This is a genomic window from Enterobacter cloacae complex sp. 2022EL-00981 (genome assembly GCF_028737495.1).
GTDB lineage: Bacteria > Pseudomonadota > Gammaproteobacteria > Enterobacterales > Enterobacteriaceae > Enterobacter > Enterobacter cloacae.
In genome coordinates this window covers 14573-26180 of record NZ_JAQZRK010000030.1, presented here as the reverse complement: position 1 = coordinate 26180, position 11608 = coordinate 14573, and the positions used below count along the sequence as shown (strand labels likewise).

The window sequence follows — 11608 nt, the reverse complement described above, 5'->3', positions numbered from 1 at the left end:
AGCTATCAGAAATACAATAAAAACACAAATGAATTTCAAATGTATTACATTGAGGGTTTTCGATGTCAACGTGGACAGATATCTCTATCGGTAACTTCACTCTGTACGATACGCAGAATGACTATTATCAGTGGTATTTTCAGGAGGGCGATCGTGTCAGGGAGATTGTCAAAGAGGAGGACGGGAGCTGGTCAGACGAAACGTTTATCGGCTATCGAACAACCGTGGCACAGATGCGCCGACGGTTACAGCTGAATGGATATGACCGGGCTGCTCTCGAACGGGATTTTTCGACTGCCATTGAGTCCTGGAAAGCTGATTCCATTGCCGAGCTGGCCGAACTTGAAAGCGAAGAACATCTCCACGAAGAATATTATCTACAGTACAGAATCACCTGGCTGAAGCACGTCATCCCGGTTCTTGAAAATGCGACGCTGGATGACTGGCTTGAGCGGTTAAATACGGCGGCATGTTGGCCGAGTAACGAGAGAGATTTTTCCCAACTTTTGACGTGGATTGAAACCGGTGATCCGATGCTTTCCCTGATGGTCAGCTCGGTTGACGGTGATTGCCCCTGGGTTCGTGATTCGAACTTTAATTTCCCGTGTACACAACAAGACTTTTACTCTTTAGCGATTCTGCTAATCACTGAGGATGATGCTGTATGCGAACTGGACCTGAAATGGCTCATTTCTGCCGAATTGACTGATGATTTTGACGATCTGGAAGAACAACATGCAGGAGCCACTCAACCGCTTAGACATGTCAGACAGAGCCTCTCTGAGTTAAGTGCACTGGTCACCTCAACACCCGAAAATCCTGTGCTGTTGAGAATGTGTTACTCCGGCATCATTACCGTCATGGAAGCTTACCTTGCAGATATCTTCATACGGGCAGTAAAGCATCCTTCGGTCAAGCGGCGTTTCGTTGAGAGCTACGAGAAATTCAAGGGCGGCGCCAAAAAACCTCTTTCAGACATTTATAACCAACTTGATTCTCTCGATAAAGTTATCGAAGAGGAGCTATTCAGCCTGTCATTTCATCATATCCCGACAGTGAAAAAACTCTATCAGGAATGTCTCCTTGTCAGTTTCCCGCCCGATATACTGAAGGATATAGCGCGTTCAGTGATCATTCGACACGACATTGTTCATCGAAATGGCCGGGATAAGAAAGGGAAGCACCATTTAATTGAGCGCCATCATGTAAATCAGCTCGAGGAGCTCATGCACGAATTTCTGGCTGGTATAGACAAACAGATTCTGGATGGGCTTCAGCAACAATTTCAGAATGAAAATGACGTACAAATGTAATTCTTTTGTGTTTTATTTGTATGTCATTTATAAAACAACATCGCCGAAAAATGAAGAGCTAGACCTAAGTGAAATCTCAGTGTCTGTACTTCATTTGCATTCCCGTAGTATGTTTTATTGTATTTCATTTGTATCTCTTTTGTATTACTTTTGAAATTCATCTCAATCTTATCGTTTGAAGGGTTTCGCTGTCAGGAGAAAGGTATGGAACTGGTCTGGAAAAAAAATCCCAGAGGGCGGTTTGAGAGGAAACTGAACCTGGCGGAAAAGGAAGCCCTGCTTCACGTCTTCAGCAATGGGCGCAAACCCGGTCATGCTGATTTACGCATTGTTAACCAGGTTCTTGAAGAGATGGACAGACAGGAACTATGGATCAAGTGTGACTGTGTTGACCCGGTATCTGGAATTGAAGGTCCCTATAATTGCGAAGTGAACGTGGCCAAGTTACGCCATGTAAAAACCACAAGGCCGCATGATGAACAGTGCCCGCTGTATCGTCTTAAAAAAGAGAAGGATGCTGACAACACTCAAGGTGAAAGTAAAACCAGCCCTCTGAACCCTGTCGGAGGCGATGACTGGCTCCCGGACAGGAAGAAGGATACAAGAGCAGTCCCCGTGGATGGGCCGGTAGTGCCACGTAAGCGCAGGCGTAAGACACTGAAACCCGTCCCGGCACTGGGACGCAAATTACTGACGCTGGTCCAGGCTGCAGGTCTGAATCAATTGGAACTGATTCCTGAGAACCAGAGTCCGGGGCTTTCGGGGGCAATCAGCAGGATAAAAGAAGTGCTGGATAACCACTCAATGAGGAATGGTACTTCCCTGAATCAGTTATTCAGCTGCGCCCCCTGGCTGAGTATCGAACGCATTAACGAAATGCTCTCAGCTCTTGAAAAGACGGACGGTTTCAACAGTCAGGAAAAAGAACCGTGCGTGTATGTCATCGGAATAACGGCAGACGCCTCCCGGGAAGAAGTGACCTTCAACGTTCGGGGAAAAACTTTCACGCACCGGCCGGAGGCGCGGGTCAGTATAAATGGCGAAAACTCCTACAATGCCGGCAGTCGAGCTCCTTACTGGGTCATTATTGAATACAGGAGGGGAAGGGATGGTAACGTTTACTGCCACGAAGGCTATGCCCATGCAGCCTACACGCTGGATAATCCGGTGCCTGTCGACAGTAACAAGGAACGTGACACCCTTAAGGTGATCATCAATGCGAGCAGTTATGCCAGCAATCAGCCAAATCACCCGGATGCGATAAGCCTCAGCAAACCTTTGTTCACGACGAAAAGTATCAAGGACGGTGTGGAGGAAGTGATCCATCCTGATTTCATCCTGAATGTGGTACCCGCAACTGGAAGCTCAGTAACGACGTTCATCATTGAAACAATGGGTTATGAGTCAGAGGACTACATCGAACGTAAACATTACACTCACAGCTGGATGGAGCAGGAAGGCGTTTTGCTAACAGACCCGCCAGGCTGGCCAGCTGCTTCAGATAAAACGTTTAACAGTGTTTTGCTCAGACACATTTTCAGTGCAGGTAAAATACAGCGCTAGGGATGAGGCTTCCTTGTTTCAGGCAAACTGTGACAATTTACCCTCACTCTGAGGGACAGGGCATGGAAACATGGGTGTGACAACTGGCACTCAGTTTTTGCAGGGACATGTGACAATACGCCCTTAAATAACTGTGACAATTTGCCCTCATAAAGGGCGATAAAGCAGGTTTGGGAGCTAATCCGAATAGGTAAATCCACCCGGAACAGGGCTCTGGATGGTTTCCAGTGACAAATTGCCCTCAGCTCAGCAAACAAGTGTGACGAACTACCCTCTTAAATGTGACAAGCCACCCTCTAATTAATCGGGCAGAATTGATGTTATATCACTGAAAGTAAACACAATGTGCGTGGTCTGGCGGCCCTTTTTTTTCTCTATGTAAGACAGACGCATCGGAGTTCTGCTGTTGATCTCATCCACGCTGGCCTGCAAAAAACGACGGCGGAAGTCAGGCATACGTTGATAGCTTTGCGGTAACTGATATCGCTCCATAATCCAGTCAATCTTCAGTGAAACCACTCCAGAACCATCAGCCTTACGGTACTGACAAAGGGATTCATACAGGCGCATGGCATAGGGGTTAGTGATCTCTTTAGTTTCACTCAGGCGGAACTGCGTGAAGCGGTTCTGTAGGCCAATAAAGAATGGGATAAGGTAGGGGTTGATATGAACGCTATAAAGGCCTCTGGAGGGGCTGTGGGCACGCTTAATGAACCAGGGAAAGGATTCATAACCTTTTTCTTCACCGGCGTCTTCTTCTGGCCGATAGAAAACGACCTCTTTACCGGCAAAACCTTTCAGCGCCTGGCGAATATCCTTACTGGCCTCTGCTGAAGTTAGCCCAAAGGTTTCTGCATATTTCGCGACCTGAATTTCACAGATACCATCATGTTCCTGAAGTGTACCGTCAGATTTTCTGATCTGATCCACGAAAAGATAAAGCATACGCTTCTGATCTCGGGAAAGACTGTAAGCCGCTTCAGTCAGTTCGTTAGACTGGACAATTCGCGGGCTATTCTTACGTTTCTTATGATTTATAACCGCAACTTCCGCCATGACAGATCCATGTTAAGTGTGACAGGTTTTTAGATTGTCACACTTATTGAAACAGAGTCAACAACTAGGGATAACTTTGTGATATCTGGCATTTTTTGAGGGCAATTTGTCACAGGGTTAAGGGCAGTCTGTCACAGTTAAATAGGGGATTTGAGGGTGATTTGTCACAGAGAAAGGGCAAATTGTCACAGAGAACCTTCTGAAAGCCGCATGGTTAAAGGGTTTAGAGGTATTCTAAAAAGGTAGATCTAACAACCCTTTAAAAAGATCTTATAAAAATATGCATGTGGATAAGTGGATAAACCTGAGTAGGGTATCCATTCAATACCGAGCGTAAGCAGAATATGTTCGTTCTGTTCCCTGGTGCTTCCTCGCTCACTCGCGGGCTTCGCCCTGTCGTTCGGCTGCGGCGAGCACTACTGGCTCTTTCTGAAAGGCGAAATTTAACTGATCCGCGCGATGGGGATATCTTTCCAGCAGGTGGTGTACGCAGGGGACAGCATATCGCGTTTCATTTGCCAGGAAGGCGCAATTCCTCGTCCGGCAAACCAGACATGTCCCAGGCCGGAATGGTTAATTCCATCGAGAACCTTCATCAGCTCAGCGCTGTGAGGACGTGGTGGCCGTTCGTCGAACAGCTGCAACTGCGAAACGCCTGAACCTGTAAAGTCATTCAGCATCACTCCGGCTTTGGCATACCGGTGGCCATCCTTCCAGATGCGCTCCAGAGCCGTTGTGGCGGCCGCAATGATGTCACGGGTATCCTGAGTAGGGGTAAGCAGTTTCTCCGTGGCCACATTGCCGTAATAAGGTTCTTTAACGGCGAACGGAGACGTTTTGACGAAAACGGAAATGTGCCGGCAATACTGGTGCTCCTGACGCAGTTTTTCAGCGGCCCGTTCTGCGTACTGACAGACAGCCTGGCGGAGCGAATCGTACTCCGTAATCTTCTCGCCAAAACTGCGACTACAGACAATCTGTTGTTTCGTTGGTGGTGATTCCTCAAGCGACATGCAGCTTTCCCCGTTCAGTTCGCGCACCGTTCGCTCGAGAACCACGGAGAAATTTTTCCGGATGAAGGCCGGGTTCGTCAGGGCCAGATCAAGTGCGGTCCTGATACCCAGTACATTGAGCTTGCGTGCAATGCGATTTCCCACGCCCCAGACCTCTTCGACCGGCTGAAGTGACAGCAGTTTACGGGTTCGCTGAGGATTATCCCGCGTCAGGGCCAGCACGCCCCGGAACTGTTTCCACTCTTTGGAGGCCCACTGGGCTGATTTTGCCAGACTTTTCGTAGGTCCAGCCCCCACGCCGATGGTCAGGCGGGTACAGTCATATACGTGCTGGCGCAGCTGCCGGCCAAAGTCTTCCAGGTCCATGCAATGCGACACACCGCTCAGATCGAGGAACATCTCGTCAATTGAATATTGTTCCACCCTCGGCGCCAGCTCCTCGAGGCAGCTCATCACGCGCGCTGACATCGAGGCGTAAAGCTCATAATTACTTGAAAATGCAAATATTTTTTCAGGGTAACGTTCGTTCTTCATCTGGAACCACGGGGTGCCCATTTTTATCCAGGGCTTCGCTTCGGCACTTCTCGCGATCACGCAGCCGTCATTGTTGCTAAGGCAGACAATGGGTTTCCCTTTTAAATCCGGGCGGAAAACACGTTCACAGCTGGCATAGAAGCTGTTCACATCGGCCAGGGCAAACATCAGTACATCTCCCTGGGACGGTGGATGATGTGCGTGACGACACCGAAAATGTCCAGTTCGTCCGGGTCCGGATAGATGGGGGACCAGGTGGCGTTCATGGGCTGCAGTGTCAGTCGTGGCGTCAGCAGGAGCCGTTTGACCGTAAATTCCCCCTGCACGCTGGCCACAACGATATCGCCGTGCCGGGGCTTCTCTGCACTGTCCACAACCAGCAGATCGCCATTATAAAGGCTGCCGTCAGACATACTGTCGCCACAGGCCCGAAGGTAATAGGTCGCGCTCGGATGCCTTATGCAGTACTCATGCAGATCCAGATCTGACTGAACGTAATCGCCGGCTGGGCTGGGAAAACCGCAGCTGGCCAGATCGGCGAAAAACGGATGGGTCTGTGGCGGGGTATCTGTCCCGGGGCTAAAAAGCTGTAGCTTCATGTTACCTCCTGACTAAAAAAATATACTGTATGTACATACAGTATATTTAACCAGGCAAAGATAATCCAGAAGGCCCGCATTAAGAACTATGTGAGATGCATAAGTTACTCAAATTGATTGTAATTATCATTTTGATATTCTTGAGTGTCTCAATTTGAGAAATAACGCTTTTGTTTTTTCATTTTGCTCTTATAATTAGTATCAAATTGAGTGTAACTAATGGTGCATAATGATGAAGATTTTCTGCGATGATGGTTCAACAAATGTTAAGCTGGCATGGTTTGAAGGCGATGAACTGAAGACCCGGATCTCGGCAAACTCATTCCGGCACGGCTGGAAAGTGGCGGAATTCAGTGCGGCGACGTTCAACTATCAGGTGGGGCCACTGAAATACACGTGGGACAGTGTAAGCCGGGATGCGATTCCGACGACGAACGTGGACTATCAGTACGGCGATCTTAACCTGCTGGCTGTTCACCATGCTCTGCTGAACAGTGGCCTGGAGCCGCAGCCGGTAAGCCTGACGGTCACGCTGCCCCTGAGTGAGTATTACGATCAGGACTGTCAGCGCAATGAGGTGAATATCCGCCGTAAACGGGAGAACCTCATGCGGGAACTGACACTCAACAAAGGCTGCGCCTTCACCGTGACGGATGTGAAGGTCATGCCGGAATCACTGCCGGCAGCGTTTACCAGACTGTCTCAGCTTCAGCCCGGAGCCGGTGAAACCACCCTGATTATCGATCTCGGCGGAACCACGCTCGATGCAGGTGTAATTGTTGGTCAGTTTGATGATATCAGTGCGGTACATGGTAACCCGTCTGTCGGTGTTTCACTGGTGACACGCGCAGCCGCAGGTGCACTGCGGGCAGCAGACAGTGAAACCAGCGCCCTGATTGCTGACAGTGTCATCCGTCACCGGGATGATGGTGAGTATTTACAGCGGGTCATCAACGACGCCGAAAAGATTGATTACGTCCGGGGAAAAATAGCCGAAGCGATTGCCGCACTGGGTGCGCGCGTGACCAGCGAGCTGACCGCCTTCAGGAACGTGAACCGGGTATTTCTGGTCGGGGGAGGGGCTTCCCTGATCGAAGAGGCGATACGTCAGGCCTGGCCTCTGGCTCCTGAACGTATCGAGGTTATTGGCGATCCCCAGCTGGCGCTGGCCAGAGAGATTGCCCTGTACAATAAAGAGGACTAAACGTGCCGGACGGCCTGTATTCTTTCTATCTGCACAGTGATGATCGCACCGACATCGCGGCGATGGCGACCATAAACACCATCTCGCAGCCACTGCGCGGTGAATTTATCCGGACAGTCGCCACCGCAGGTGCGGTGGTGTATCAGGCTGATCCCCGTTTACCTGCGCTAATCCCGGTGTTCTTTGACGGCCAGCTCAGCGCCGTCCGGCTTTGTGCCGTGATGGCGATGGTATCCGGAACCTGGTCATCCCTGTCCGGGTTACCGGAAGAGCCTGATACCCGGAAACTGTCCGTAGAAATGCCTGCGGAGAGGGAACGCAGGCGCTACACGCTTGCGCTTCAGGATGACCGGAGCAGTAAGCGGGTTGAAGAGTTGCTGGCAGGGGTATCGTCACGCCTGCGTGGCGATTTGCTGAGAAACCTCATTATCACCGGGCTGGCACTGCACACCACGGCGCCGGAGTTGCCGCGTCTGCTGGCCAGCCTGCCGGTGCCACCGGCTACGGTCAGTGAGTTACAGGCCATTGTCCGGCAGATGGTTCGTGCAGAACCTGGCGGCGCGGGCATCAGCGAAGCGGGAGAGACGGAAAAAGCGGCTTCGCCCGTCACCACATCACCCGGAGCGGAAACCGCCGGAATAAAGAAAAACATGCGACGGGCATTTGGAGACTAAAAACATGTCAGTGATTAAACGAACAGCAGAGCAGTTCATTCACAACCTTCTGCGTGCCCGGAACGTGCCTGAATCTCAGTGGCCCGACTGGGTGAAGAAGATCGGGCGGGGGATGATACTGGCTGGCGTGGCCGCCGTCATTCCAGGGGTTCTGGTTGATAACATCTCTCTCCCGGTGACTATCGTGATGCAGGTCTGCTACGCCTCACTCATCGGACTCGGGATTCTCCTGGCTTTTGACGATAAAAAGGCGAAGGGCCGATCCTGAGCAAGAACATCATTAAATTCTGCACTGAACACTCCAGGAAAAAAAACGGCAGGGTGACATCTCATCCCTGCCGTCAAAATAAATCGCATAATTTTTCGGCGATTATACAGTGACAAAATGTGATGTAAATCACGTTTTAACCTAATGTAAAATTTTCCCGCTTAATATCTTCCCGGACAGATTACCCGCCGTGCCTTCACGCTAACCCGGCCGCTTCGGCCGCCAGGGAAGCTTTCGCCTCCGTCCTCACCCGTTCGCGCCCTGCACGGTGCATTCAGCCCGTGAAGGGCTTGCGCTGCGGCTTCGGCATCGCCCTGGCGTCCTCCACTTTCCGCCGGGTTTTTGTGTCGGCACGGCGCAGACAGGTGCCGGATGCTGAGGACATAACCATGTTCAGACTGACCTGTATTGAACTGAATAACGGCGAATTTGCCGTGTATATCAACAACCATTACCTGGGGAGCCAGGATGCCAGCAGTGAACGACTGTGCCTGGGTGAAATTCTGGAGCAGCTTTCCCTGCTACCGGGAGTGGAGAAAACCACGCTCCGGTCGACGGTTCCGGAGGACGATGACTGGTGCTGGAATGACATTGCCGATCGCGTGCTGCCGCCTCTTTCAGCCTGTCGCGATGATGTGACCGTGGCGGCACTCATCGCGAGACTACAGCAGTATCCGCCTGATGCACTGTGTATGGGGACGTTCTGGCTTGAAGATGACTTTCTGTCCCTTGATAACAGCCTGACTGAGGAGGAGATTGCTGAAGCCATGCGTATCTGCAACCACAGCCACGATGCCGGCATCGGATTTAACTGGGACACACTGCAGTCTGCCATTGACCGGGTGAAGGGGCGCTGACACCAAAAAATGGACACCTCCCGGGGAGGAAGGTGTCCTGAAATCATGCCATTCGTTTTAAGTGAAAACCCTTCAGATGGTTTCAGGACGGATGATCACATAACACCCACGCATTTACACCCGCCATATATCGCACAAAAACAGGCCGCCACCGGGCAGTCATGTCCTGTCATTCGGGACGCAAAGGGTGTCGGTTCCCTCCGCATTTATGCCGCCCTGCCGGCGGCGGGTGTCAACGCCGTGCCTTCACGCTAACCCGGCCGCTGCGGTCACAAGGGTTCACTTCGTCGATATCCTCACCCGTTCGCACCTTTCACGGTGCATTCAGCCCGTGAAAGGCTTGCGCTGCGGCTTGCGGTATCGCCCCTGCACCCTCCGCTCAGAGCCGGGTTTTTGTGGCGGCACGGCGCAACAGGGTGCCGCATATCAGAGAGGAGTGTGTCTATGTCCCGTTTTATCCTGGGTGACTGCGTGCAGGTGATGTCCCGTTTTCCGGCGCGTGCCGTCGATTTTATTCTCACCGATCCGCCATACCTTGTGGGCTACAAGGACCGCACCGGCCGCACCCTGGCCGGGGACAATTCAGCAGAATGGCTCCAGCCTGCGTGCCACGAAATGTACCGTGTCCTGAAAAACGACAGTCTGATGGTGAGCTTTTACGCCTGGAACCGTGCAGAACTGTTCCTGAATGCCTGGAAAGCGGCCGGCTTCCGCGTTGTCGGGCATGTCGTCTTTGCCAAAAGCTACGCGTCAAAATCAACCTTCGTGGGCTACACCCATGAGAACGCTTACCTGCTGGCGAAGGGCCGACCGCAGACGCCGGACCGTCCCATCCCGGACGTGATCCCCTGGAAATACACGGGCAACCACCACCACCCGACCGAGAAGCCGGTGCAGAGCCTGCGCCCGCTGATTGAATCCCTCACGCGTCCGGGCGCCATTGTCCTGGACCCGTTCGCCGGCAGCGGCTCCACCTGCGTGGCCGCCGCCGAAGCCAGCCGCCGCTACATCGGTATCGAGATGCTGGAACAGTACCACGCCGCCGGTGTTCGCCGTCTCGCACAGGTTGAACGGGCGAGAAGAATGCCGGCGGCAAATGACAGCGGTTTTTATCCTGACTGGCCGGAGGCCGCATGAACTATCCCGGACTTGAAGACCTGCGTGCGGACGTGGCCGCACTGAGTAACGCCATGTGTGACGTGCGGATGTTGCTGAACCGTCTCGAATCACAGCACCGGCACGATGCGGCCACGCTGGCTGAACGAATGGCCGCCCAGAGTCTGCGTCGTATTAACACCCTGCTACTGGAAGCATACCGCGAAGCCCTGGTGCTGGACGAAACCTTTCAGGACTGACTGACCCGGCCGGGCGAAGGCCCGGCCTCTGACACTGATAAAGAGAGAAAAACAATGTACGGAACCCGTGAAGAACTTTGTGTGCAGCTCGAAAACATGTTCACTTTTGACGAACCCCTGACCCTGCTGGTCTGGACGGAAGAGGGGATCAGCGTGGCCTGCCGTGAAAACCAGCCCGAACCGGATGTGGCCGAAATTCGTGCCGTGATGAAGGACATCGGTGCAATGACTATGGCGGATTACCGCCGGGATGGTGTCACAAATTCAGACGTCAGCGACCTCCTGGCCCGTCAGCGCGAGGCTGCAAACCGCCTGGTCAGTGTGCCGGCATCCCTCCTTTCCCGCGTCGTGCGTGGCTATGAACGCGAGCTGGAGCACCGTACCGGGCAGGCATGGGAGGCCGGACGGCCGGAGCCAGAGTCCGTGCAGGCGGCACGTAACGACGTATATGCGCTCAAAGACGCACTGGCTGCCTGATAACGAGCCGGGGGGAATCCCCCGGCTGCCTAATATGCAGAACCTACTCAAAAATCTTGAAAAGAGTAAACACTATACCTGCACCTATTACAGCAACAGTACCTGCTTTCTCCCATCCGGACATTTCATTCCAGCCCTTTGATTCCTTGCTTCCGTCATTCTTCGATGTCTGGTGTTGTTCGGCAATTATCGTTTCCAGGTACGCAATAACTTGATCCGCGCCTTCTATAAAATCAGCAATGTCGACGTAAAAATCAGCTTCATGCGCAGCCTTATTACGCACGCTGGCGATCCAGCGAATTTTTTTAACAAAAGTGGTATCAATAATTTGGGGTCAGTTTGGATATCGAAAATTATTGTACGTTAAGGTTGTTTTTTGTACTACCAGGCTGCGGTAAGGGAGATTGACCATGTTGACAGGCAGCTTTGAGCGAAAAGCGGAAGTTGTGCTCATAAACAATAAATGTTCCGACAATGGGTTAGCAGGTTATCATTGCAGCATCAGCCGCGATCTCGCTGGTAAAACATGGTCATAAAGACCATCTGACCATGTCTGAGCTGACAGGATATCTGGCTTTTACATTTAAAGGTTCGCTACTGAACCTTCAGTTCAGGCATATCGCCTTGAAATACGGGAGAGTCTCCCCTGATAATTTTTATCTCCCCTCTAAAAGTTTTAGCGGGCCATAAGCGTT

Annotated in this window: 13 protein-coding genes; 9 read left to right on the top strand and 4 right to left on the bottom strand. The window is 51.9% G+C overall.

The annotated features are described in order from the left end of the window. Window positions 1–62: 62 nt before the first annotated feature. Both PUZ33_RS20395 and PUZ33_RS20390 read left to right on the top strand, forming a co-directional pair. Window positions 63–1313: a HEPN/Toprim-associated domain-containing protein gene (locus tag PUZ33_RS20395; protein WP_126493953.1), complete on the top strand. Its 1251-nt coding sequence runs from the start codon at window positions 63–65 to the stop codon at window positions 1311–1313. Between the two features lie 204 nt (window positions 1314–1517). Beyond that, complete coding sequence (locus PUZ33_RS20390) at window positions 1518–2876, top strand: hypothetical protein (RefSeq protein ID WP_126493952.1); 1359 nt, start codon at window positions 1518–1520, stop codon at window positions 2874–2876. A gap of 300 nt (window positions 2877–3176) precedes the next feature. Here the strand turns inward: PUZ33_RS20390 and repE are convergent, their stop codons facing one another. From repE to umuD, 3 genes are all read right to left on the bottom strand, one after another. Beyond that, window positions 3177–3932: a replication initiation protein RepE gene (repE, locus tag PUZ33_RS20385; protein ID WP_126493951.1), complete on the bottom strand. Its 756-nt coding sequence runs from the start codon at window positions 3930–3932 to the stop codon at window positions 3177–3179. A gap of 443 nt (window positions 3933–4375) precedes the next feature. Next, entirely contained in the window at window positions 4376–5647 is a 1272-nt protein-coding gene (locus tag PUZ33_RS20380) for a Y-family DNA polymerase (RefSeq protein WP_229078598.1), read from the bottom strand. Next, window positions 5647–6078 (bottom strand): translesion error-prone DNA polymerase V autoproteolytic subunit, encoded by a 432-nt coding sequence (gene umuD, locus PUZ33_RS20375; protein ID WP_126493949.1) that lies wholly within the window; start codon window positions 6076–6078, stop codon window positions 5647–5649. Before umuD ends, PUZ33_RS20380 begins: the two co-directional genes overlap by 1 nt. 232 nt (window positions 6079–6310) lie before the next feature. On the opposite strand from umuD, the gene parM reads away from it, so the two are divergent. The 7 genes from parM (at window position 6311) to PUZ33_RS20340 (ending at window position 10913) form a co-directional block, all read left to right on the top strand. Beyond that, window positions 6311–7282, top strand: a complete 972-nt coding sequence (gene parM / locus PUZ33_RS20370) for a plasmid segregation protein ParM domain-containing protein (protein ID WP_126493964.1) — start codon at window positions 6311–6313, stop codon at window positions 7280–7282. A 2-nt stretch (window positions 7283–7284) separates the two neighbouring features. Further along, window positions 7285–7956 carry a plasmid partitioning/stability family protein gene (locus PUZ33_RS20365; protein WP_126493948.1) on the top strand — a complete coding sequence of 224 codons (672 nt, stop codon included), beginning with the start codon at window positions 7285–7287 and terminating at the stop codon, window positions 7954–7956. A 4-nt stretch (window positions 7957–7960) separates the two neighbouring features. Next, a complete protein-coding gene (locus tag PUZ33_RS20360; RefSeq protein WP_126493947.1) occupies window positions 7961–8224 on the top strand; it encodes a hypothetical protein in 264 nt (87 codons plus the stop codon). Window positions 8225–8613: 389 nt separating this feature from the next. After that, window positions 8614–9081 carry a hypothetical protein gene (locus tag PUZ33_RS20355; RefSeq protein WP_126493946.1) on the top strand — a complete coding sequence of 156 codons (468 nt, stop codon included), beginning with the start codon at window positions 8614–8616 and terminating at the stop codon, window positions 9079–9081. A gap of 444 nt (window positions 9082–9525) precedes the next feature. After that, complete coding sequence (locus tag PUZ33_RS20350) at window positions 9526–10218, top strand: DNA methylase (RefSeq protein ID WP_126493945.1); 693 nt, start codon at window positions 9526–9528, stop codon at window positions 10216–10218. Further along, on the top strand, window positions 10215–10436 hold the full coding sequence (locus tag PUZ33_RS20345; protein ID WP_126493944.1) for a hypothetical protein: 222 nt from the start codon (window positions 10215–10217) through the stop codon (window positions 10434–10436). The genes PUZ33_RS20350 and PUZ33_RS20345 overlap by 4 nt, the downstream gene beginning before the upstream one ends. A gap of 54 nt (window positions 10437–10490) precedes the next feature. Further along, window positions 10491–10913 (top strand): DUF1380 family protein, encoded by a 423-nt coding sequence (locus PUZ33_RS20340; RefSeq protein ID WP_126493943.1) that lies wholly within the window; start codon window positions 10491–10493, stop codon window positions 10911–10913. 43 nt (window positions 10914–10956) lie between these two features. On the opposite strand, the gene PUZ33_RS20335 is transcribed toward PUZ33_RS20340, so the two are convergent. After that, window positions 10957–11196, bottom strand: coding sequence for a hypothetical protein (locus tag PUZ33_RS20335; RefSeq protein WP_274205358.1), 240 nt, complete (start codon window positions 11194–11196; stop codon window positions 10957–10959). Between the last annotated feature and the right edge of the window lie 412 nt (window positions 11197–11608).